Annotated in this window: 28 protein-coding genes; 17 read left to right on the top strand and 11 right to left on the bottom strand. The window is 65.8% G+C overall.

Annotation, left to right across the window (positions count from 1 at the left end):
* Nucleotides 1-42 precede the first annotated feature (42 nt).
* The 5 genes from J8J14_RS09650 to J8J14_RS09630 all read right to left on the bottom strand — a co-directional run bounded on the left by J8J14_RS09650 (nucleotide 43) and on the right by J8J14_RS09630 (nucleotide 5332).
* On the bottom strand, nucleotides 43-1101 hold the full coding sequence (locus tag J8J14_RS09650; protein ID WP_209379284.1) for a malate/lactate/ureidoglycolate dehydrogenase: 1059 nt from the start codon (nucleotides 1099-1101) through the stop codon (nucleotides 43-45).
* A 76-nt stretch (nucleotides 1102-1177) separates the two neighbouring features.
* Entirely contained in the window at nucleotides 1178-2131 is a 954-nt protein-coding gene (locus J8J14_RS09645) for a 2-hydroxyacid dehydrogenase (RefSeq protein WP_209379283.1), read from the bottom strand.
* Nucleotides 2132-2141: 10 nt separating this feature from the next.
* Nucleotides 2142-3113: a Bug family tripartite tricarboxylate transporter substrate binding protein gene (locus tag J8J14_RS09640; RefSeq protein WP_209379282.1), complete on the bottom strand. Its 972-nt coding sequence runs from the start codon at nucleotides 3111-3113 to the stop codon at nucleotides 2142-2144.
* Between the two features lie 23 nt (nucleotides 3114-3136).
* Nucleotides 3137-4351 carry a mandelate racemase/muconate lactonizing enzyme family protein gene (locus J8J14_RS09635; RefSeq protein ID WP_209379281.1) on the bottom strand — a complete coding sequence of 405 codons (1215 nt, stop codon included), beginning with the start codon at nucleotides 4349-4351 and terminating at the stop codon, nucleotides 3137-3139.
* 12 nt (nucleotides 4352-4363) lie between these two features.
* Nucleotides 4364-5332: a Bug family tripartite tricarboxylate transporter substrate binding protein gene (locus J8J14_RS09630; protein ID WP_209379280.1), complete on the bottom strand. Its 969-nt coding sequence runs from the start codon at nucleotides 5330-5332 to the stop codon at nucleotides 4364-4366.
* 139 nt (nucleotides 5333-5471) lie between these two features.
* On the opposite strand from J8J14_RS09630, the gene J8J14_RS09625 reads away from it, so the two are divergent.
* Together J8J14_RS09625 and J8J14_RS09620 are read left to right on the top strand one after the other, a co-directional pair.
* On the top strand, nucleotides 5472-6161 hold the full coding sequence (locus J8J14_RS09625; protein ID WP_209379279.1) for a FadR/GntR family transcriptional regulator: 690 nt from the start codon (nucleotides 5472-5474) through the stop codon (nucleotides 6159-6161).
* A gap of 376 nt (nucleotides 6162-6537) precedes the next feature.
* Nucleotides 6538-7833 carry a tyrosine-type recombinase/integrase gene (locus J8J14_RS09620; protein ID WP_342452422.1) on the top strand — a complete coding sequence of 432 codons (1296 nt, stop codon included), beginning with the start codon at nucleotides 6538-6540 and terminating at the stop codon, nucleotides 7831-7833.
* A gap of 611 nt (nucleotides 7834-8444) precedes the next feature.
* Here the strand turns inward: J8J14_RS09620 and J8J14_RS09615 are convergent.
* The 4 genes from J8J14_RS09615 to J8J14_RS09600 form a co-directional block, all read right to left on the bottom strand.
* Nucleotides 8445-8708 (bottom strand): hypothetical protein, encoded by a 264-nt coding sequence (locus tag J8J14_RS09615; protein WP_209379277.1) that lies wholly within the window; start codon nucleotides 8706-8708, stop codon nucleotides 8445-8447.
* A gap of 433 nt (nucleotides 8709-9141) precedes the next feature.
* Complete coding sequence (locus J8J14_RS09610; RefSeq protein ID WP_209379276.1) at nucleotides 9142-10248, bottom strand: acyltransferase family protein; 1107 nt, start codon at nucleotides 10246-10248, stop codon at nucleotides 9142-9144.
* Between the two features lie 257 nt (nucleotides 10249-10505).
* Nucleotides 10506-10760 (bottom strand): hypothetical protein, encoded by a 255-nt coding sequence (locus tag J8J14_RS09605; RefSeq protein ID WP_209379275.1) that lies wholly within the window; start codon nucleotides 10758-10760, stop codon nucleotides 10506-10508.
* Between the two features lie 534 nt (nucleotides 10761-11294).
* Complete coding sequence (locus J8J14_RS09600) at nucleotides 11295-11519, bottom strand: DUF6894 family protein (protein WP_209379274.1); 225 nt, start codon at nucleotides 11517-11519, stop codon at nucleotides 11295-11297.
* Nucleotides 11520-11839: 320 nt separating this feature from the next.
* Here J8J14_RS09600 and J8J14_RS09595 point away from each other — a divergent pair, with 320 nt between their 5' ends.
* Both J8J14_RS09595 and J8J14_RS09590 read left to right on the top strand, forming a co-directional pair.
* The gene (locus J8J14_RS09595; RefSeq protein ID WP_209379273.1) at nucleotides 11840-12058 is read left to right on the top strand and encodes a hypothetical protein; all 219 of its coding nucleotides are present in this window, start codon (nucleotides 11840-11842) and stop codon (nucleotides 12056-12058) included.
* 274 nt (nucleotides 12059-12332) lie between these two features.
* Nucleotides 12333-12722, top strand: a complete 390-nt coding sequence (locus J8J14_RS09590) for a hypothetical protein (protein WP_209379272.1) — start codon at nucleotides 12333-12335, stop codon at nucleotides 12720-12722.
* Nucleotides 12723-13042: 320 nt separating this feature from the next.
* Here J8J14_RS09590 and J8J14_RS09585 read toward each other — a convergent pair whose 3' ends face one another.
* Together J8J14_RS09585 and J8J14_RS09580 are read right to left on the bottom strand one after the other, a co-directional pair.
* Nucleotides 13043-13354, bottom strand: coding sequence for a hypothetical protein (locus J8J14_RS09585; protein ID WP_209379271.1), 312 nt, complete (start codon nucleotides 13352-13354; stop codon nucleotides 13043-13045).
* 233 nt (nucleotides 13355-13587) lie between these two features.
* Nucleotides 13588-13854, bottom strand: coding sequence for a helix-turn-helix domain-containing protein (locus tag J8J14_RS09580; protein WP_209379270.1), 267 nt, complete (start codon nucleotides 13852-13854; stop codon nucleotides 13588-13590).
* Nucleotides 13855-14003: 149 nt separating this feature from the next.
* Between J8J14_RS09580 and J8J14_RS09575 the strand changes: the two genes are divergently transcribed.
* The 13 genes from J8J14_RS09575 to J8J14_RS09515 all read left to right on the top strand — a co-directional run bounded on the left by J8J14_RS09575 (nucleotide 14004) and on the right by J8J14_RS09515 (nucleotide 21307).
* Complete coding sequence (locus J8J14_RS09575; RefSeq protein WP_209379269.1) at nucleotides 14004-14390, top strand: hypothetical protein; 387 nt, start codon at nucleotides 14004-14006, stop codon at nucleotides 14388-14390.
* A complete protein-coding gene (locus tag J8J14_RS09570; RefSeq protein ID WP_209379268.1) occupies nucleotides 14387-14617 on the top strand; it encodes a hypothetical protein in 231 nt (76 codons plus the stop codon). Before J8J14_RS09575 ends, J8J14_RS09570 begins: the two co-directional genes overlap by 4 nt.
* A complete protein-coding gene (locus tag J8J14_RS09565) occupies nucleotides 14614-15021 on the top strand; it encodes a hypothetical protein (RefSeq protein WP_209379267.1) in 408 nt (135 codons plus the stop codon). The genes J8J14_RS09570 and J8J14_RS09565 overlap by 4 nt, the downstream gene beginning before the upstream one ends.
* On the top strand, nucleotides 15018-15596 hold the full coding sequence (locus J8J14_RS09560) for a hypothetical protein (RefSeq protein WP_209379266.1): 579 nt from the start codon (nucleotides 15018-15020) through the stop codon (nucleotides 15594-15596). Before J8J14_RS09565 ends, J8J14_RS09560 begins: the two co-directional genes overlap by 4 nt.
* Nucleotides 15593-15874, top strand: a complete 282-nt coding sequence (locus J8J14_RS09555) for a hypothetical protein (protein WP_209379265.1) — start codon at nucleotides 15593-15595, stop codon at nucleotides 15872-15874. Before J8J14_RS09560 ends, J8J14_RS09555 begins: the two co-directional genes overlap by 4 nt.
* Nucleotides 15871-16017 carry a hypothetical protein gene (locus J8J14_RS09550; RefSeq protein WP_209379264.1) on the top strand — a complete coding sequence of 49 codons (147 nt, stop codon included), beginning with the start codon at nucleotides 15871-15873 and terminating at the stop codon, nucleotides 16015-16017. Before J8J14_RS09555 ends, J8J14_RS09550 begins: the two co-directional genes overlap by 4 nt.
* A 153-nt stretch (nucleotides 16018-16170) precedes the next feature.
* Nucleotides 16171-16692 (top strand): hypothetical protein, encoded by a 522-nt coding sequence (locus tag J8J14_RS09545; protein WP_209379263.1) that lies wholly within the window; start codon nucleotides 16171-16173, stop codon nucleotides 16690-16692.
* Nucleotides 16693-16824: 132 nt separating this feature from the next.
* Complete coding sequence (locus J8J14_RS09540; RefSeq protein ID WP_209379262.1) at nucleotides 16825-17046, top strand: helix-turn-helix transcriptional regulator; 222 nt, start codon at nucleotides 16825-16827, stop codon at nucleotides 17044-17046.
* Nucleotides 17047-17399: 353 nt separating this feature from the next.
* On the top strand, nucleotides 17400-18146 hold the full coding sequence (locus J8J14_RS09535; RefSeq protein WP_209379261.1) for a DUF3102 domain-containing protein: 747 nt from the start codon (nucleotides 17400-17402) through the stop codon (nucleotides 18144-18146).
* Complete coding sequence (locus J8J14_RS09530; protein WP_209379260.1) at nucleotides 18143-19141, top strand: hypothetical protein; 999 nt, start codon at nucleotides 18143-18145, stop codon at nucleotides 19139-19141. Before J8J14_RS09535 ends, J8J14_RS09530 begins: the two co-directional genes overlap by 4 nt.
* A complete protein-coding gene (locus tag J8J14_RS09525; RefSeq protein WP_209379259.1) occupies nucleotides 19141-20637 on the top strand; it encodes a DUF3631 domain-containing protein in 1497 nt (498 codons plus the stop codon). The genes J8J14_RS09530 and J8J14_RS09525 overlap by 1 nt, the downstream gene beginning before the upstream one ends.
* Entirely contained in the window at nucleotides 20634-20924 is a 291-nt protein-coding gene (locus J8J14_RS09520) for a hypothetical protein (RefSeq protein ID WP_209379258.1), read from the top strand. The genes J8J14_RS09525 and J8J14_RS09520 overlap by 4 nt, the downstream gene beginning before the upstream one ends.
* Nucleotides 20924-21307, top strand: a complete 384-nt coding sequence (locus J8J14_RS09515) for a hypothetical protein (RefSeq protein ID WP_209379257.1) — start codon at nucleotides 20924-20926, stop codon at nucleotides 21305-21307. The genes J8J14_RS09520 and J8J14_RS09515 overlap by 1 nt, the downstream gene beginning before the upstream one ends.
* The last annotated feature ends 19 nt before the right edge of the window (nucleotides 21308-21326 follow it).

Below are 21326 nucleotides of genomic sequence, written 5' to 3'. Positions count from 1 at the left end.
GCTTCGTTCGGGCCGCGCGCCGCGCAGCCCTTGCAGGTCTCCTCAGGCGGCCTCCAGCGCGACCCCCACGCTTGCCGCCGCCTTCCCGATCTCGCGCCATGTCGTGGCGTCCACGGGAATGCCCTCGGCGAGACGCTTGCGGCGGCTGGCACGCTCAGGATCGCCCGCCACCATCACCGGCCTGTCCGGATCGATAGGGGCTGCGGTCTTCATATGCGCGACCACCGCCTCCACCTCCTGTGCGAACCAGGGCAGGTCAACGACCTTGCCGGGATCGATCACGATGGCTGTCATGCCGTTGATGATGGCCGGATCCGCGGCGTTGGCGCGTTGCGCGGCGCCTCCGCCGGCCAACGCGCCGCCCAGCAACTCACAGATCAGCGAAAGCCCGGAGCCCTTGTGCTCCCCGAACGCCAGGAGCGCGCCGCGCGGCCCGTCCCCGTACAGCACATCCGGATCGGTGGATGGCTGGCCCTCATGGGTGATGATGGAGCCGGGCGCGACATGCCGGCCCTCATTGCGCGCGACGCGCACCTTGTTCAACGCGATGCGGCTGGTGGCGAAGTCCAGCACGATGGGCGTGTCACCATGCGGCACGGCAATGCAGATCGGGTTCGTGCCCGTGCGCGGCTCCCGCCCGCCATGAGGCGCCACGCGCGGCGCACCCGAGATGCCATTGACGAAGGCGAGCATGATGAGCCCGGCCGCTGCCGCCTGCTCGCCATAACTGCCGACTCGGCCGATATGGTGGACATTGCGGAGGGCCAGCAGGGCAAGCCCGTTCGCCCTGGATGCATCGATGGCCCAGTCCGTCGCCTCCCGAGCGACGACCTGGCCGAAGCCCATGCCGCCATCCACCACCGCGACGGTCGAATCACGCCGCACGAACTCAGCATGGCGGTTCGGTTGCAGGCGGCCAGCGCCGATGTTGCGGACATAGGCAGGCAGCACCCCGACGCCGTGGCTGTCATGGCCGCGCAAGTTGGACTCGATCAGGTGATCGGCAACGATCGCCGCCTCCTCAACGCTGCTACCCGCGCCGCGCAGGATCCGATCCACTTCGGCACGCAGCCGCTCCGCCTCGATCAGCACCGGTTCCATTCCCTTCCTCGCCCCGGGGACGCGCCCCCTTGCTGCGGTATCCATTGCCGCCGGCCCATGCGGCTTCCCGCCGCCGCTACCCTGCGTGGTGCACCAGGTTCTCCAACGGCATCCCTCCGGCCAATCGCCGGATGTTCTCGGCGATGAAGATGTAGCGCCGCTCCATCAGCCCCTCTGTCCAGCCTGAAATATGCGGCGTGGCGCGGAGGTTCGGCAGCTCATGGAAGGGGAAGCGGGAAGGCGGGCACTCGGCCTCGCCTGGCCGGGGATAGCGGTACCAGACATCGATGGCGGCGCGCGCGATACGGCGATCCCGAAGTGCTCCGAAAAGCGCTTCCTCGTCCACCACCTCCGCCCGCGCCACGTTCACCAGCAGGGCGGAGCGCTTCATCGCCGCCAGCTCTGCCTCGCCGATCAGGCCGCGGGTGCTCTCGTCCAACGGGCAGCACAGGACGAGCACGTCGGTCTCGGGCAGCACGTCCCGCAGCCGCGCGACGGGGAGGCTGTGATCCGCCGCCGGATCCGGCTGGCCGCGACGTGTCACGGCTATGATCCGCATCCCCAGCGCCCGCGCGCGGGAGGCGACCGCCCGTCCGATATGGCCGAAGCCCACCAGGGTCATGGTCCGGCCGCAGGCCTCACCGTGGAAAGGCCGGTTCCGCTGCGCGGCCGGCCAGCTCCTCGCATCCAGCTGCGTCGGCAAGGCATCGAGCTGAAGCACATGCTCCAGGACGGCGAAGAGCACGTATTCGGCCATGGGAATTTCATGCTCGAAGACGTTTGAGACGGCGCAGCCCCGTGGCAGCGCCTCCAAGGCGATGCCATCCAGCCCGGCACCGGGAACCTGCAGGAGGCGGCATTCGAGCCGGGCCGCCTCCTGTGCCGTCACGCGGTTGGTGATGAGCACCTCGGCGCGGATCGGTCCTTCCTCCGGCAGATGCTCCAGGGGCTGCACCTCATGGTCCGCGCCCATCAGGGCACGCAGCCGCGGCGCCTGAGGGGCATGCGCGCCGATAATCCGGATCAGCATCGTGCCTCACTCATTCCGCCGTGATCCGGCCGGCCTTCACCACATGGCGCCAGCGCTCGATCTCCGCCTCCTGAAAGGAAGCAAATTCCTGCGGGCTGCTGGCGACGACATCGAAGCCCATTTCCGTCAGCCGCGGCGCGACCGCAGGGCTGCGAAGCGCGGCCACCGCGGCCTCATGCACCTGGGACAGCAGGGCAGGGGCCATCCCCGCCGGGCCGCCGAAGCCTTGCCAGGAATAGACCACGAAATCGCGCAGCCCCAGTTCCACGGCGGTGGGCAGGTTGGGCAGCACGGGGCTGCGCTCGGCGGCGGTGATGAGGATCGGGCGCAGCCTTCCATCCTGGATGTGGGGAATGACAGCCCCGAGGTTCTGGAAGGAAATCTGCGTCGTTCCGGCGATCACGCTCGTCATCGCCGGGCCGCCCCCGGAATACGGCACATGAGCCATCTCCGTCCCTGTCGCGAGCTTGAACATCTCTCCCGTCAGGTGATCCGAGGCGCCCACGCCGGAAGATGGATAGGAGGCGGTGGCGGCGTTGCGCTTCATCCAGTCGATCAGGCCGGCCAGATCCGCCACCGGCAGCTGCGGGTTCACCACCAGGACATTGGGTGTCCGCACGGTCTGGGTGATGCGCGTGAGCTGGGCGACGGGGTCGTAGGCGAGGTTTGGCCGCAGCGCGACATTGATGGCCCAGGTGCTGATGGGGGCGTGCATCAGCGTGTAGCCATCCGGGGCCGAGCGGATCACGAAGCGCGCGCCCACTTCACCCGTGGCGCCTGGCCGGTTCTCTACCGTGAAGGGGCGGCCCTGCGCCTGCTGCATCTGCTGCGCCATGGCGCGCGCGATGATGTCCGAGGAACTGCCGGGGGTGAAGGGCACGATGATGGTCACCGGCCGCGAAGGCCAGGTACCCTGTGCCCTGGCGAGCCAGGGCGTCGCGAGCGCGCCCACGCCCGTGGCGAGAAAGGTTCGGCGGTTCATGGCTCTCTCTCCGTTTGCGCGGCTCAACCCGGGGTGCTCTCACGGATCACGGCATCTGGCCGCGTCCGCACCGAATCCTGCAGCTTGGTTCCAAGCCCCGGTGCCGTGGGGGCCTGGACCATGCCATGGCGCAGCACGGGAAGATCCGTGACCAGTTCGCGGTACCAGGTGGCCAGCGTGGCGCGCACCACTTCCTGGAAAATGGCGGTCGGGGCATGCAGGGCGAGGTGCAGCCCGGCCATCAGCGTGACCGGCCCCGTGCAGTCATGCGGGGCAATCGGCTTGGCGTAGGCTTCGGCCAGGGCCGCGATCTTGCGGCCTTCCGTCAGCCCGCCGCACCAGGCGAGATCGAGCATGACGATGTCCAGCGCGTCCGCAGCCAGCAGGTCCCGGAAGGGCACGGAACCGCCCAGCGTCTCGCTACCGCAGATCGGCGTGCGCGTCTGCCGCCGCAGATCGGCCAGGGCGCGGGCGTCATCCATCTTGGCGATGGGATCCTCGGCCCAGAAAACGCCTAAATCTTCAAGTGCGCGGCAGATGCGGATGGCGGCGTGGGCGGACCAGAGGCTGTGCAACTCGGCCATCACCTCGATCCTGTCGCCCACTGCCTGCCGGATCTTACGGAACGGCTCGAGCCCGGCCTTGAGGTCCTCAAGCGTGATGAGATGGCCGCCGCTGGCCGTCGCATACTCGTCCAGTGGCCAGATCTTCATGGCGGTGTAGCCTTCGGACAGCAGGCTTTCCGCCAGCTTGCCGGCATCGGACATGAAGGCGATCTGGTCGTCATAGGGGCCGCGCATCGCTTCCCCCGCCGCGACGGCCCGCCGTCCACCGCCAGCGCTGAGCCCGCTGTTATAGGCGTAGCCAGCGCAGGTGTTGTAGGCGCGCACCTCTGTCCGCACCGCTCCCCCGAGGGCCTCGTGAACCGGGATGCCATGGCGCTGCCCGGCCAGGTCCCACAGGGCGAGATCCACCGCACTCGCCGCCCGCACCTCGGCGCTCGCGCTGTGGAAGCCGAGGTAAGGTGTCATCAGATGGCGCGAGATAGCCTCGATCCGCCGGGAGTCACGGCCGAGAAGGAAGGGAGCCACGGTCTCGTGGATCACCGCCTCCACAGCATGCGCGCCGCGGAAAGACTCACCAAGGCCGACCAGCCCCTCGTCAGTCTCGATCTCCAGCCAGATAAGATTGGGCCGTTCCGCAATGCGGATGGTGCGGAGGCGCGTAATCCTGGACAAGCGGGGGAACTCCTATTCGGCACTGATGCTGTTGGTGCGGATGACCTCGCCCCAGCGGGCGGCCTCGCCGCGCATGTGCTCGGCCATGCGTTCGGGCGGGCCCCCCAGGGGAACAACCGCCGCGTCCTGGAGACGCTGACGGACGGATGGATCCGCGAGCGCTCGGTTGAACGCCGAGTTGAGCGCGGCGACCGTGGCGGGGGGCGTGCCTGCCGGGGCGAGGAAGCCGAACCAGCTATCGATCACGAGGCCGCGCGGAAGCTCCGGCAGGCCAGCCTCCGCGAAGCTCGGGACCTCCGGCAACTCGGGCAGCCGCTCAGCCGAGACGACGGCCAGGGCGCGCACCGTGCCTGCACGGATCTGCGGCAGGATCGAGGGCAGGTTGTCGAAGAACACATCGATCCGCCCGGCGACAAGATCGGTGATGGCGGGACCGCTGCCGCGATAGGGGACATGGGTCCAGTCGATTTTCAGCAGCCCCCGCAGAAGTTCCGGCGCGAGATGGTTGGAGGCGCCGACACCCGATGAGCCGAAGCTGAGCGTACCCGGCCGTGCGCGGGCGAGCGCGACCAGCTCCTGCAGGTTGCGCACCGGCAAATCCTTGCGCACGGAAACAACGTTCCTTACGGCGCCGGTCAGGATCACCGGCGTGAAGGAGCGTTCAAGGTCATAGCCCGTGCGCGCATAGAGGAAGGGGTTCGCCGCACAGGTGCCGATGGTGCACTGGATGAGCGTGGTGCCGTCCGGCTGCGCCCGCGCCACTTCCGCCGTGCCGATATTGCCGGCCGCGCCTGCCTTGTTCTCCACCACGGCGCCTTGCGGCAGGTGCGGTGCCACGCCGGCGGCCAGGATGCGCGCGACGATGTCGCTGGTGCCGCCTGGCGGAAAGGGCACCACGATCCGCACCGTGCGGTCAGGCAATTGCGCGGCCGCGCTGGAAGCATAGAGCAACGCGGCCAGGATCAACCCCAAACGGGTCATGGCGCCGTTTCCTCGATCATTCTTCTTGGTGGATGACAGGTTTCCGGCATGTGCCAGATCTGTCAATTCCAAAGCCGATTTACTTGACAGATATGACAGCATTTGCGCGAAGTGCCGACCCGCTGGCACGGAGACGTCCATGCACAACGCGCGCTCGCGACCCCTGGGCGATGAGACCTATGACCGGCTGCGGGACCTGCTCGGGTCCGAGAGCTTTCCGCGCGACTCACGCCTGCCGCCGGAGATCGAACTCGCCCGCCGCTTTGCCGTCTCGCGCCCCGTATTGCGGCAGGCGCTGGCGCGGCTGAGGGCAGAGGGCCACATCGTCTCGCGCAAGGGATCGGGCAGCTATGTGCGCGAGCCCACCCGCCCGGTCGGGTTCAGCTTCGGCCCGCTGCGCAGCGTTCCGGATATGCGCGCCTTCCTGGAGTTCCGCTGCAGCGTGGAAAGCGAAGTGGCCGCGCATGCCGCACGCCGCGCCGACCCCCTGGCCATCGAGGCCATCCGTCAGGCCCGCTGGCGGCTGGAGGCGGAGGCCGATGCCGGCCAGCGCGGCCTGGAAGCCGATGTCGCGTTCCACCAGGCCATTGCGGAAGCCAGTGGAAATCGCTTCTTCATCGCAACGCTGGAGGCGTTCCGGGAGCAGATGATCGCCGGCATCCGCCTGACCCGCGAATTGTCTGGCCGGCCACCGGCGGACCGGCAGGCTGAGATCGCGGGCGAACACGCCCGCATAGAGGTGGCTATCGCGGCCGGGGATGAGGCGGCGGCCCGTGCAGCCATGACGGAGCATCTGCACGGAGGCATTCGTCGCCTCTTTAGCCTGTAGGCCGCGATGCTCTGCTGAAAGGCGCATGCTCGTCGCCGAGGACGCGTGAGCCTTTCAACCGAGCATCCTCAGCTCCAAAGCTGGTGCGGGCGAGGCCCGGAACCTGCCATTAAGGGATGCTGAGGCCTGTTGATGGTGTCCCCGGCGGGATTCGAACCCACGGCCCCGGGATTAGGAAACCTAGGAACTAGCTCGCCAGCAGCCGCCATGGACTGACAGGCGCTCCTGCGGACCCCTCGAAACGTCTGGATTTGCAGGCCTAACGACGGCAGACATCCTGTGCCCGCCGACAGGAGTTGCCATGGCTCGCCAAGCAAAAGGGTCCGCAAAAGGTCCGCAGATTGAGGGCGGCCCTGTCCGCCTGGATGACCGGAGTGTGGCCCAGCTGACCTGTCCGGCTGGGAAGAAGGACGTGCTGGTCTTTGACGCGGCGCAGCGGGGCTTCGGCGTGCGGGTCGAGGCGACAGGGCGGCGCACCTTCCTGTTCCAATACAGCGTGGCCGGCCGGAAGCGCCGGATGCCGCTCGGCGTCTTCGGGGAGGTCACCACCGCCAAGGCGCGCAGCCTCGCAGAGAAGCACCGCGGCACCGTGGTGAGCGGGGGAGATCCCTGGGGTGAGCAGCGGACGGCCAAGCTGGAAGCTGTGGCTGCCGAGCGAAGGGCATCGGAACAGGCCAAGGCCGATGCCTTCACGGTCTCTCGCCTGATCGAAGACTGGGACCGGCTCCACTTGGTGCATCGGCGCGCGTCCTATCGAGCTGATGCCCCCGCTCGTCTCCGAAGGCACCTGCCCGACCTGCTGGAGGCTCCGGCCGTATCGGTGACGCGGGCCCAAGCTGTGAAAGCCATCGACGGTGCCGTGAACCGAGGAGGGCCTGTCTCGGCTCGCCGAGTGCTGGCCTATGCGCGGGCGATGTTCGGCTGGGCCCAGGGCAGGGGAATGCTGGAGGCGAATCCGTTTGAGGGCTTGCCTGCCCCTGGCCAGGAGACGGCCAGGGAGCGTGTCCTGACTGCTCCGGAACTGGGGCTGATCTGGCGTGCAGCCTGTGCCCTGCCGGCGCCTGCGGGGCTGTTCGTGCGCTTTCTCATGCTGACCCTGGCTCGCCGGGACGAGGTGGCAGGGATGAAGTGGGGCGAGGTGTCCGGGGATCTGGCTACCTGGATCCAGCCTGGCGCCCGCACCAAGAACGGCGAGCCCCACTCGGTTCACCTGGCGCCGGCAGCTCAGGCGGTGCTGGAGGGCCTGGAGCGCGGCAAGGCCGAGGACTTGGTTTTCGCCACTCTGGACGGCGACAAGCTGACGGCCTTCTCCTTCATCAAGCGGCAACTCGTGAAGCGGGTAGAGGCAGAGCGCGCTGAAGCCGCCAAGAAGGCTGGGATGGAACCGCCCCAGCCCCTCCCGGACTGGCGCATGCATGACTTCCGCCGGAGCGGCGTGACTTGGCTGGCAGATGCAGGATTCCCGCCCCACGTCGCCGATCGCCTGCTCAATCATGTGCAGGGCGCCATCCAGGGCGTCGCCGCGATCTATCAGCGGGCCCAGTTCCAGGCGGAGCGGAAGGCCGCGCTGGAGGCCTGGGCGGCTCACCTCGTGGCGTGCGGGGAGGGTAGGAGCACCTCGCCGAAGGTGGTTCCCATCGGATCCAGGAGGACGAGCCAGAAGGGTGGTTGAGACCCGTCACATACCCTTCTCTCCTAGAGAGGGGTTTTCAATCCGTCACACCGTCACATCGTTGATTTCATTGGATTCTCACCGTCACACACTGGAGCGGTTGTGACGGTTTGAAAGAGCGCTAACTTGTTGTTTTTTGGAGGGAAGTTACGGTGTGACGGTCTGAAACCGGCAAAAACCCCGGAACTAGGTTCTGTGCGACCCGCGGTGGCGTCCCAGGGATCTATCAGCGCGCCCAGCGGTGGCCCGAGCAGGTCAAGGCCATGACCCTCTGGGGTGAGATGCTGGCGGCCGCGCTGCAGGGGAAGGAGTACGGCGCCGAGGTAGTGCCACTCCGGCGACAGGAGGGGATCTAGCCCCCTTAACCCTCGCCCAAAACGTTCATTTTTACCCCACCCTTCTGTTTTCCGGTCGGGACAGTCGGGACGGTCGGGACGGCCTTATTTTGCTGGGCTTTTCGCGTCCCGACTGGTCGGGACGGCGTCGGGACAGTCGGGACAGGGATGGCTGAAAAAGGTAGAACTTGCCGACTTGAGCTGCAGGCGCCGAAGGGGGGGATTAAGTTCTCCGGGGCACCAATCATTCAGATTTCTGCTCTCGCCCCTGTCCCGTTAGCCTATGACAATGGTGGAGCAGAGCGCGAGGCACTCCCACAGGCTCCCCGGGCTGTGCTTGGCGGCAGCTCGGCAGCCGGCGAAGCAGCGCTTGGCATCGCCCGGGCCGTCATCAACCATATCGAGCTTCGCGAACGCTGCTTCCGGATCGGCAGGAAGGCGCATCGTCACGCGGCCCTGCACGTCGGAGAAGACCACCTCGTCCGCGACGACCTCGTAGTGGGCAACCCGCCCATCGCGCTCCACTCTGACCTTTGGCACCCGTTGGTCCTCCCCTCGCTTCTTTGCACCATCGCACCGAGCAGAAGGCAGGGCCAGGAATAGGTCTTCAGCTCAGGTGCGGCTGCGTGGACAGGGCACCAGGAGTAGGACGCCTCTCGAACACATCCCCGGCGACGAGGAGGCCACGGCCGGCTCTCGAAGGGGGGTCCCCTTCAACTGGAGCCCGTATTTCTACGGGGACCATAACCGGACCCCCGAAGGGGCAGGCGACGGGACTGACCCGCAGAGCGGCTTTAGCCCTTGGGGTGCGGCGTTTGCAAAAAAATGCCGCGGCCCGCACCGAGAGGCGCTCTGGACCACCATCCGTCCCTTGCTTGACACCTCCACACTAGCCGAGTGCCGGAACTACCTCGCCAACTCAGGCCATGGGTTAGAGCAATGTAGAAAAGCTCAACCGGTTCGAAATTGAATTCTACGGAGCGGCCAGTCTGCTGGATACGGGTTCTGCCACTCGCTTAGCGAAAAGGCGCTGACCCAGCATGATGAACGGGCGCTCAACGTATCGTTCAAGCAAGTAGGAAAGCGGGATGGTTATTGCAGCCGCTCCGATGGCGAAGAGGCCGCCAAACAGCAAGTAAGATTCCGCGATGCGGCTTGCGCCAATGAGATTTGCGTAAACCGAGAAAAGCCCCCAAACAACCATAACGTGCAGCAGATAGACGCTGTAGCTGACCCTGCCTAGAAAAACGAGCCACGGGTGGTCAAACGGGTGCTTCCGCTCTTTACCATGGTACAGAGAAGCAATCCCACAAAACGCCAGAAAGAGAATAACCAATATGCCGAGCAAGCTGTTTATAGAAAAATAGACACGTGCTCCCACCATTGCTCCAAGAAACAACAGCCAGGACCATCGAGGCAGTTGCTTGAAGGCATCTTCAGCCATCCGGGTCGGCACCAACATCCCAAGCGCGAAGGCAGGAAGCGCTATCGTGAGCAGAGGCGAGCCAAACGGAGAACCCAGAATCAACGTAGTCGGCGCCCAGAACAGGAACGCAACAGGCACTAGCAAACCGAACAAGCTCGTGAGCCACCCGATAGCCAGTAGTAATGGCACCATCAGCATCTCGGTTTGCAGGGTCCATGTGCCGCCGTTAACGGTGCTAGAAACGAGTAGCGAATTCTCCAAGATTTCTGACACTGTAAACGGCTGCGAGTAGCCGGCCGGCAGCTGGAGATGGCTAGCTGCCCCGAATGCGACAACAGCTACGATCAGCGCCGGGTAAATGCGAAATACTCGTCGCCCTGTAAAATTCACGACCGTTGCAAGGGTGAACCGCTCCTCGCGAAGGAGGGACGCCATCAGTACAGCGCCGCTTAGAACGAAGAAGATCCACACCGCCATTCCGCCGTTCGTGGCCATGACAATGATGCGCCCTAGAAGATCGGACGGGGCAATATCGTAGATCGATGGGGCTAGTAGTCGTGACTCCAATCCAGCGTTGCTTATGTGGAGTGCGTGATGCAGAAGAACACAAAGAGCTGCAATACCGCGAAGGCTGTCCAGTCTAAGATTACGCACAAGTCTAGCCCCGCACAGCGTCGATCAGAGTGCAGCCGTTACCGTCTGCTGTGCTCGTTGCCAAGGTCAAAACTTCAGCGACCAGGCGGGGCATCAATTCGGACAAGCAGTACAGAGGCGTCCAGCGACGCTAGGGCACTTCCGACGCGTGAGTTCTCTAGCTGGACCGAGATCCGCGCGGGGGACAAGGCGGTGCGCCGTGGCCGGCCGCCGCTGGATACCCCTAAGCGCCTCATCTGCGAGAGCGCCTTGCCGTCTCATCGGGAAATCGGCACGATCTCGATATGAGCATCATCATCGCGATAGCCCGAGCGGGTCTCTGGGTAGCCGTGGTCTGCGGCGCCCTTTTGGGCTGGTTCGCCGGGCGCGCCGTCTACTTTGCTTTTGCTTTCAGTCCTTTGGTCTATGACACAACTGGATCGGCTGTCCTGTTTAGCCTCGCAGGCGCGGCAATCGGCTTTGTGGTCACCGCCGCAGGCGCGGGTCTGGCTGCGGCTGTCTTCGAAATCCATCGTCTCCTTCAGAGGATGGAGGCCCGTGACGCCTGGACTTCAGCTGGACCAACAAGCGGGACCGAGAGCGACGCCGGGTCTCCTCGACAGGGCCCCCGGCTGGTCGCGCGCCGCTAGCCCATCACAGCTTCCAGCGCCGCACCCGTCGACGATCTTGAGCTCGGCCTAGCCCGCGAACCAAACTGGCCACGCGTTCTGGTGGATAGACCCTAACGAAGGCGGACCGGAGAGCCATGATCAATTCTGTGGATTAATCCCGGCCGTCCTGTTCCCTTGTCACCCCAGGCGAAGCACTCCTGGGCGGGGTTAGCCTCGGCGGGCAACCCGGGCGGATCCGCGCGCGTTCTTGGGCCGCGTCTCTCGACTAGAGAGGCGCAGGTCACTTCCATGTAACCCCTGAGTGTCTCGCCCGGCGGAAGGGATCCCGCCGGGCTTCTTTTTGCGCTGGAAGCACCGCGGCAGCACCCTAGCTCAGGCGACTGGGCCGGCTGCTCCTCCAGCCGTGCCCAGTCCTGAGTGGGGGTGGCCTTGTCACTAGGAGCGGGTTTCCAGACTGAGATGATGCTCCGAGATGACCTGTCCCGCCTTGTCGCGCACTACCATCGAGAGCGCGCCGGTTTCTCTGTCGCGCAGATGGAAGCGGGCTATCTCTAACAGGGCGCGTAGCCCCTCGCGCCGCGCCTCGGCGGTGCTGGGCATATCTGTCCCTTCGTCATCGCCCAGCCTTTGCTCCCCATTACTGAGGTCGAAGAAGAACATAGGCATTGCGATAGCCTCCGGCCGTGCACGGACTAACGCGGCCGGCCAAGCTAAGTCGCGGCAGTCTGCAGCGCCTCGTGCCAGTGGTGCAGTTAGGTACACGGGTGCCGTTGTGTGGCCTCCAGAAGCTTGCTCTATGGCACATCAGCGTTGGCCATCTGGACAACACGCTGGTGCCCTCCCAGACCGTTATTCGAGTCCAAGGAAGCCGGCCGATCACGGGGCAGTGCATACCCAGAACTGACGATGCGCATGCGCAGCCCTGTCGCCAAAAGCCGCGAGCTCAAAGGAAGTGGCAGCACAGGAGCCTGCGACGCGACATGTATCTGACACGCGCACCGATGCCGCCCGGTATGGCCCGGCTCAAGTCGCTTGCTCCGGTGGATGAGGGGCTCTCGACCAGCCGCATCTGCTTTCTCATCGAATACGAGACTGTGGACGGCCCGGATCAGGTGGTGCTCTCACCGGAGCGCGTGCGCGACCTGGGTATCGTCAGTGCTTATGTGAACGATGCTCTCGTGCCGATACCCAAGCCCTGAGACACGTCTCGCATGTCGGGCGCGGGCTTGAGGTTGCCCGAGGCGCGGCTTACTCTCGCCGGCAGCCGTCCTCGCCCCCTACGGGCTCAGCGGTCAGGGCCGCGCTCGCCCGCGGGTGCGGCCCGCTTCCGTTCTACTGGACTGGCTGGGCGCGGGCTCATAGGTGGCGCCGATCGATGCAATAAACTCCGCCAGGCTTCTCACCCGCCAGAGCAGCAGGGCATCCTCTCCGCCGCGGGCTGGCGGTCAGCTGCCGCGGATGAGATCGACAGCCATGCGCCTGCTCACTGCTCTTTCCCTCGGTGTGGCCGTTGCACTAGGCGCCATCTCGCCTGCGTCGGCGGACCTGATCCTCGTCAACAGCACGACCAAGTCCATTCGGTTCACCGTCCTATTCGAAAGCCACGGGCAGCCCAGCAAGACCCAGACGTACTGCCTCGTGAACTACAATCGACGGTTCATTCCTCATGCAGAGCTGTTTCAGACTGTCCACATTGCCGTCTACGGGACCGTTGTTGCGCAGCAGATGGAGCAACAGAACTGCACCGGGAAGGTCTTGGCTTCATTCCCTGGCTATCGCTACCTCATCAGCAATGGCAGCAACCCGGTGCTCGACTTCAAGCTGACGAGCGGTGTTCTGGCGCCAGTTCGCAGCCAGTACTAAACCCGATCTCGGGCCGGTCAGATCCGCCGCGCCGCCAGGACAAGCGCTGCGGTGGACAGCAGGACGGCTGAGACAAACAGGCCTGCTGTCACTAGGCCCGCAGGCGTAGTTCGGGCCGTGGTGCGGAGGCTGGCATTGCCAACGCGCAGCTCCACCTCGGCCCGCATCTCCTCCGGGTGGGTTGCTGCCGTTAAGATCGATGTACCGGCCATGTGCCCCGCTCGCATTCTCAGATGAGGTGAAGCTATCTCTCGCCGCGCGCTGGCATACCAACCACTCCTGAGACAGCTGCGTGCCTTCCCACTGTCTCCTGGACAGCCTCACGGCTCGCCTTCGCTGTCGGTGCTCAGATCCGCCCAGCCGCGCTGGATAAGGCCGCGCATCACCTCGGCCTTTAGTTTGACCTCGTGCTGTAACTCCGTCCACCTCGCAACCGCAGCGCGGTCCCCATTTGCTTCGGCGTCACGCATGACACACCGGCAAAACTCGGCGCGCTCATTGAGTGCCCGCCAAGCGGCGGAAAGTGTTCGGTCAACCAAATGCATTTGCTGGACGTGCATCTCGCTGATCGAGAAGGCATGGCCGATATGACAGAGATAAGAAGGGTTCTCCGTCGCCTCGTCCTCGCTCATCGCCCCGCCGCATCTTGGACAGGTGAGAGCGATAGGACGGAGTGTTGCCGAACCCGGAGCCATGGAATGGTTCTCATTGGGAAATCTGCTGAAGTCTGAACTGCATCCGCACGCATGGACTAGCCCCGCCTAAGCTGGCTCTGTTCTGACCCGCGCAATAGCAGTCCCTCGCTGAACGACGGCAGTTCCCGGGTTACCTTCCTGACCCTGAAGCCGAACGCCTCTGCCCGAGGTCACACCGCGCCTTTCCGCAGCCGGACGCCTGCGCCGCCGCCATTTTCGGCTATGAACTCGACGCCCGCTGCCTCTAAGGCGGCGCGGATGGCGGCGAGGGTGCGACGCTGAGGGGTTCCATCGCCTGTCTCCAGTCGGGCCAGCGTTCGCATCGGAACCTCACTCGCAACGGCAAGCTGATCCCGCGTCCAGCCAATCAGCGCGCGCGCTGCCCGAACCTGCCCCGCTGAAATGGCATATCGTGTGTCATTTGCACTTGCGCCCATAGCGGCACCATGGCATATAGTATGCCGTTCCACAAGGAACGCGGCCGAGCGAGGTGTTACCAGCACCGCCGCCCGGCCTAATCACCACCAGCTGAAGGGATCAGCCGGCGATGACTACGCACGCCCATACCATACCCACGTGCAGAAGAGTGCCCCTTCCCGCCGAGGGCCAGGACAGAAGAGCCGATCACCCATCTGCGGCCGAGCCGAGAAGAAGACCCCCGGCTGCCATAACAATTGACCTGCAGACCCGCGCCCGGATCTCCGCCGAGATCCGGACCCTTCTGGACCGGGCCGACCTGCTGATCGCGTTCCTGAATGCAGCTGACGCTCCCCTGACGGACATGGAGCCCGACACCGAGGGCGAGCCGGAGCCGGACGAGGCTTCCGCCCAGCCCGTGACCCTCGCGCCCGCCTGGGTGCGCCCTGTCGTGGTCCACCGCCCCACCCGCGCCGAAATGCGTGCCGCCTACCGCCTGGCCGGCGAGCCCGTGCCGTCCAACCTGCGCGGGCTGCTGGGGAGGGCCCTGGGATGAGTGCGCAGCAACTGGAGGGCTTCTACCGGGACGTGATCGACGCGGAGCTCGGGGTTATCGCGATCTCGATGCTGCTCCTGCACGAGAACTTCCGCGCCGAAGGCCCGGAGCGCGACCGCGCGGTGAACGCGGTGGAGTGGGTGGCCAGCCGGCTGCAAGAGCAGCTCACCACCCTCAGCGGTCGGATTGAAGACGCTGAGCGGGCAGCAAGGAGGACGCGCGCATGACCCGCCGCACTCCGAGGAACCGCCGGGCCGTCCTGCGGGGCGCCTGTGCCGCAACCCTGACGATGATGGCCGCCTCGGCTGCCGGAGCGGCGAAGGCGGCCGAGCTGGACGGCGAACTTATCGCCCTGCTGGACGAGGCAAGAAGACTGTGCCGCGAGGAGGACGCACAGCCTCTCACTGCCAAAACCTTCGCTGACTTCGCCTGCCGGCAGCCATGGCAGGATCTGGTGGAGCGCGCGGCCAGGATGCCGGCCCGCACGCCTGAGGGCCTACGCGCGAAGGCCGAGGCGGTGCGCTGGTGGGTTCTGAGCGACCATCGGACTGCCTGCGACCGGTTCAACGTTCCCCAGGAATGGCTGGCCGTGTCCCTGGTCGAGGATCTGCTGGGGAGGGGGGGAGCATGACCCGGACCACCCGCCGAGGCGTCCTTGGCGGTCTCGCTGCCCTTGGCGCGCCTCCTCTCGCCCTGGCTGCGCCCTCCCCGGATGCCGAGCTGATCCGCGCCTGCGCGCGGTATCTGGAACTGGAGGCGGCAATGGAGAACCGCACCGGGCCCGAGGCACTGCTCGATCTCGATGAGACAAGCAATTGGCCCGAATACTGTGCGGTGCAGGACTTGGTGACGGAGGCCGAGCCGCAAACCCCGGAAGGGATGGCTGCGATGGCCCGCGTGGCGCTGCTCTGTTTTGAGGGGCAGGCGCCAGGCTTCTGGGACGACGACGGCGCTCAGCGGATCGCCTTCACCCTGCTGGCCCGGCTCGCCGGGGATGAGGTCGTGCGGGAATATGCGGCTCGTTCTGAGGGGCTTCTGCGCAGGAGGGAAGCTTCCGCGGCGGCCATGGCCGCTAGACCCGCCCCGGAAATCCAAGAGCCGACGCCGGCCGAGAATATCGAGAGGACCAGAAGAGCAATCCCCACCCTAGAGCGGGCGATCAGCGCCATGAAGGCCGAGGTGGCGGCGTGGGATGCGGCGCTATGAGCCGTCAGGACGCCATGGCCGCCATCCTTGCCAGGGGCGCGACCTACCGCACGCTCGGGAACGTCCTGGGGCTCGACCGTGACGCGGCCCGGATGCGCGCCAGGCGCGCGGGGCTGCGGTCTCAGCACCGGAAGCGCCCGCCTGATCCGGAGACACCCCGGCGGGTGAAGGTGGCGCGGGCCATGCTCGCGGAGGGCTGCGAGATACAGCACGTGGCGGAGCGGCTCGGCATGTCGGCCGCCGCGGTGCGCATGATGATGCGGAGGGCGAGGACATGAGCGGCTTCCTCCCCATGTGGCTTGCCATACCCGGCGTGATCGCTGCTGGCGCCATGACCCTGGCCGTCACGGTGTCGCGCTGCGGCATCCCGCTATGGCTGCTGCCCCTGGTGCTGTTGCTGGCGGTGGGCACATGGTCCTGATCACAAAAGGGGAGGGCGCTCCGCCCTCCCTCGCGCCCTCGGCTGCGCCTGCTACAATCCCCATCGGCGGGGCTAGGCTGATCCCCGAACGCAGGCCCTCCGCGCCTGCTGCCCCGCCGCTTTCACGCGGGGTGCGCTGCGGAGGCGCTGCAAATGAGAACCGTGTCGCGCGACATCGTCGGCCCCGACGCCGTAGCGGAGAGTGTTACCCTCAACCTGCAAGATGCCTACGAAGCCGAAGCCAACCCGCTCTTCGTCTGGACAGCCTTAATTTATCAGCTGCGCCCGACAGACGAAGCACAGAAGGATCCTCCGCCCGCTCGCGCTGTTCCGGCTTGGTGCGCGGACTACCTGTATCAGACAGCTTGGCGGCTTTGGCGGCTCGCCCGCGGCATAGACTACCGGGACGAGCGCGCTCCTGGCCTCTCACCGCAGGACGCTATGAAACTAACTCCGAACGCTCTGGAGCTTACTCGACCGGGTTTCAACGCGTTCGCCGCCTTCGAATCTGCCGAAGAGGTCATGCGGGATGTGGCCCGGTTCTCGGAACTTCGCCGACAGCATGGCAGCGCGGGCGCGGCGCTGAAGGCCATGATGGACGAGCTTGGCATAGAGGAACAGCCAAGCATGCGGCGCCGGCTCCGCCGCGGTCGCAAACTTCGCGGCGAAGGTTAGGGGTCCGAACCTACCCTATAGGTTCCGACAGGTCAGAACCTCACCTCCAGGCACGGTCGTATTTGTACAGCCCTCGCAAGAGCAGTGTCCCTCTCGTCGCCACTGGCGGCCACTGTGACGAGAAGGCAACCGATGACCGCTCAAACGAAGCAGTATCTGGACGAGGCGGCCGAGGCTCGGCGCATCAACGTCTCGCCGCGGACGCTCCAGCGCTGGCGCGCGGACGGGAATGGTCCGCCGTACATCCGCGTGGGTGCGCGTCGTGTCGCGTACGACCCGCAGAAGACTGATGAATGGCTGGCCAGCCGTTCTTTTGCGCACCGCGCCGCCGAGCTGGCGCAGGTCGCGGCCTAAAACGAAACAACCTGCCGCGGTGGGACACACCGGGCAGGCTGCAGAAACGCTTGTTCGAGGTCACTGTGCACCCTCGATATAGCGACCTTCTGTTGCCGTTGCCAGTCCCTTTCGCGGTCCCCGAACTTCGCGAGGACCCCAATGGCAAAATCTGCTGCTGACTTCGCACGTCAATCCGATCCTGACTGCAACACCCATTTCCGCCGCCGGTGGATCGAAGCCGACTGGCTTAAACCCGTCACGCCCGCCCGGCTCTGTGGCCAGCGTGTGATCCCGATCGACGCGATGGTGCAGCACTCCGCCGACCGGAGCCGACATGTTCTGACTGGGCGCGATTGGGAGGCCACGCGGTGATGACGACTTCATCCCTTGCCGTCCTAGAAGAGCGTGGCGTGTTCCCGTTCGACTACTCAACGCTGTCCAGCGAATTGGCGCAGCAGGCCCAGGCCGCGGCCAAGGCTATCAATCGAATTGCCGCCCGGCATGTTCGCCTGATTGGAAAACACCTGCTCGCTGCAAAGGAGGTGATCCCGCACGGCAGCTTCATGCAGTGGGTGGAGAGTGAGCTCGGGATGAATGCCCGCACCGCTCAAAACTACATGACGGCGGCCCGGTGGCTGGAGGGCAAACCCGAACCCGTTTCGCATTTGCCCGCCAAAGTCATCTATGCCTTGGCCTCGCCCGCCACGCCGGCTTCTGTAGTGCAGGAGGTAGTGACTGCTGCGGCAGCAGGACCGCTGCCTGAAGCCGAAGTGATTGCGCACCGGATTGAGGTCGCGAAAGCGGAGGCGCGAGAGGTTAAGCGCCTCGTTGCGGCAAAGCCTGGCAGGACTGAGCAGGAGGCTCAGAAGGTTGTGCAGCGCTCGCGCCAGAACCGCACCCGCGAGCGCGAGCAACGCGAAGCCGAGTGGGCTCAGCAGAAGGTAGAGCGCGAGCATCGGCAACAGCAGTTCCGGAACACGCTCGCGCTCTGGAGGGACGAGCACGGGCCTGTTCTGATCCCGGTGCTGAAGCAGCTGCTGGAGATGGCGACAACCGACAGCTATGGCCTCACACAGGCTTTGAGGGACGTGCTGTCCAGCGGGGAGGGCGCCCAATGACCGCCGACACCCTCACCATCCTCCATGCACACCGTAAGCGCCTAGCTAAACGGATCCGCCCTGACGGCGAGGTGGATGGCTACGACAGCGCCTTTCGTCATGACATGGAGGAGCGGCCAGTGGCCGCCCTCTCAGATGTGGCGGGTGTGCTCACTGACCTGCAGCACCGCACCGACTGCGCAATAGTGCGCGGTGCCATCGCCGACCCGTCCCGTACCCGCGGTGTTCGGCGCCTGGTGCACCCTGATCCGAAGACCGGCGACCAACCGACCCTGCGGGAGAAGCTGCGCTGGTACCTGCCGCTCGATTTCGACGGCTTGCCGCTGCCGGAAGGAACAGACCCGAGGGATCTGCCAGCCTGTGCTGCCGCGGCGATCGGCATGCTTCCTCCCGTCTTCCGTGGAGCGCAGCACATCGTGGCGGCGACCGGCTCTCACCTGCTGAAGCCCGGTGCCCGCCTCCGGTTGTGGTTCTGGCTGAGCCGGCCGTTGGGTCATCGGGAGCTGGTGGCGTGGCTGCACGCAGCGCCAGTGGATCGGTCTCTCTTCCGGCCGGCACAGCTGATCTACACCGCCGCGCCGATCTTTCCGGCCGGCATGGTGGATCCGCTGCCCTGCCGCACGGTGCTGGTGGAGGGGCGGGCAACCGTCATGCCTCCCTCAGCAGCGGCTCTGGCACCGCCTGCACGGCCTATCACTCCGCCACCCGCTCCGAACACCCGGGAGGGCAGCCGATACGCTCGGGTGGCCCTGACGGCGGCCACGGTGAAGGTGGCCTCCGCGCCCGTCGACAGCCGCCATCCAACTGCCGTTGCAGAAGCCTGGAGTTTGGCGCGCCTGGTGAATGCCGGGCTGCTGACCGAGGGCGAGGTGAAGTCTGCGCTGGGCTGGGCGTTGGAGCGGGCAGGCAAGACGCGTGAGGAGGCGGAGAAGATCGTCACCTGGGCTGTGGCCCAGCGCGGGGACACCGGAAACCTGCGGGCGAGGGGGCACTGATGGACGGCTTCACACAAGAGCCCCTGTCTGAGCGGGACCGCGCGATGGATGCGGCCGAGATTGCCCGCCTCGCTCTGCTAGATCCGCTCGATTACGACCGCGAGCGCATCGCCGCCGCCGAGCGCCTGGGCTGCCGGGCGTCTACCCTGGACGAGCAGGTGAAAGCGGCGCGCCCTATGCCGGATAGCGCCACTGGCCGCGGGGTGGATCTGCCAGAGATAGAGCCTTGGCCGGAGCGCGTCACGCCGGCTGTGCTGCTGGATGACCTGACTGCGACGATCCGCCGCCACGTCATCCTACAGGAATCCACTGCCGTCTGTGTGGCGCTCTGGATTGCTCACACCTGGGTCTATTCGGCCTTCCAGCACACGCCCCGGCTCAGTGTCACAAGTCCAACGAAGCGCTGCGGCAAGTCTATCCTGCTAGACATACTACGGGCGCTTTCCTGCCGGCCTCTGAAGGCTGACAGCATCTCCCCCTCCGGTGTGTTCCGGACGGTGGAGGCGCTGGCTCCGCTGACCTTGCTGATCGATGAGGCCGACACCTTCGTCGCCGACAATGAGGAGCTGCGGGGGATTCTGAACTCGGGCTTTGAGGCCAGCGGGCAGGTGATTCGCGTCGTTGAAGTGAAAGACGAATGGCAGCCGATCCGCTTCGCCACCTTCGCGCCCGTCGCGATGGCCGGCATCGGAAGCCTTCCCGGCACGCTCGAAGACCGGGCCCTGCCTGTCGTGCTGCAGCGGAAGGCGGCGCACGAGACTGTCACCCGTCTGCGGTCCCCCGGTGCCCGTGAGACCCTGCACGACCTGGCGCGCAAACTGGCTCGATGGGCGCAGGATCGGCGCTCGCACTTGCCCACCGATCCCGAGATGCCGGCTGCCCTTGGTGATCGCGAGGCAGATGTCTCCGTGCCCCTGGTGGCCATTGCCGACGATGCCGGCGGCGAGTGGCGCTCCCGGGCGCGCAAGGCGCTCTGCGATGTCTTCGGCATCCGGGCGAGGGAGGAAGGCACGGCTGAGACGGGTTCCCTCCTCCTGGCTGATCTCCGGGGCATATTTGCCGAGACTTCCTCAAAGGAGATGTTCTCGGCCGACCTCTGCGAGCGTCTCAACAAAATGGAGGAGCGCCCCTGGCCGGAGTGGAAGGCCGGGAAGCCGATGACACCGCCCCAGCTTGCGCGGGCGCTCCGTCCCTTTGGTGTCCGGCCAGGCACCATCCGGCAGGGACAGGGCACGGCAAAGGGCTACTACAAAGTGGCCTTCGAAGAGGCCTGGAATCGCTATCTGACGACCACGGCGGGCGAAAACGCGATTTCAGACCGTCACACCGCAACAGTGTCGGCAAAAACAGACACTTACGCCAATTCCAAACCGTCACACATGGCATCGAGCGTGACGGGTGCTATTGAACAAAAACAACGATGTGACGGTGTGACGGTTCGGGAGGGGGGCTCTACGGAAGAAGGGGGTGTGACGGGCTGGAGTGAGCCCCTGTGAGGGCCCTTCACGTCCTCCTCTTGGCCGAGGCTCACGGGGTCTGGATCCACCTGGACGACGCGGGCACGCTCCGGATGGAAGCCGCCGCCGAACCTCCGGCCGAACTGGTTGAGATGCTGCGCGAGCATCGGGGAGCGCTGCTCGCCCTGCTCAACCATGATGCCAGCGAAGCCTCCGCCCTGGCCGACCACTACGCCACCCTGGCCGGGCCCGAACTGCCCGAGCCGGATCCGCTGGCGGAAGGGCTGCTGCGAGGCTTCGCTGCGCACCGGGGAGGCCGGCGGTGATGTTGGAAGGAGACGACGACGCCCGGGTGATCCGGCTCCTGGAAGCGCTCCCCTTGGAGGACGCCGTGTTCCTCTCGAAGAGGGCGGAACCGCGGCGCATCTGTCAGCAATGGAGACTGGATCAGCGGGATAACACGATCCGCGCGGCGACACGTTTCCTGCCGGGACTGGAGGATGGCGATCGAGCCAAGAAGATTGCACGCGATCTTCGCCGGTTCCTCGCCCTGTTGTGGCAGTGGAACGGCGGGCCGCTGTGCACCACCGAAACCTACCAGGGCGCGATCCACCGCATCGCCATCCTGAACGAGCGCCGTCCAATAGGCGCGAGGCAGATCGTCAACATCTTTGAACACGCGCGCGGCGGTACGCACCGAAGCAATTAGCGGAGTATTTTCAGAGATG

This window comes from Pararoseomonas baculiformis, from assembly GCF_017813395.1.
Taxonomy (GTDB): domain Bacteria; phylum Pseudomonadota; class Alphaproteobacteria; order Acetobacterales; family Acetobacteraceae; genus Roseomonas; species Roseomonas baculiformis.
The sequence above is the reverse complement of the archived record's forward strand: the minus strand, read 5'-3'. Positions and strand labels throughout refer to the sequence as shown.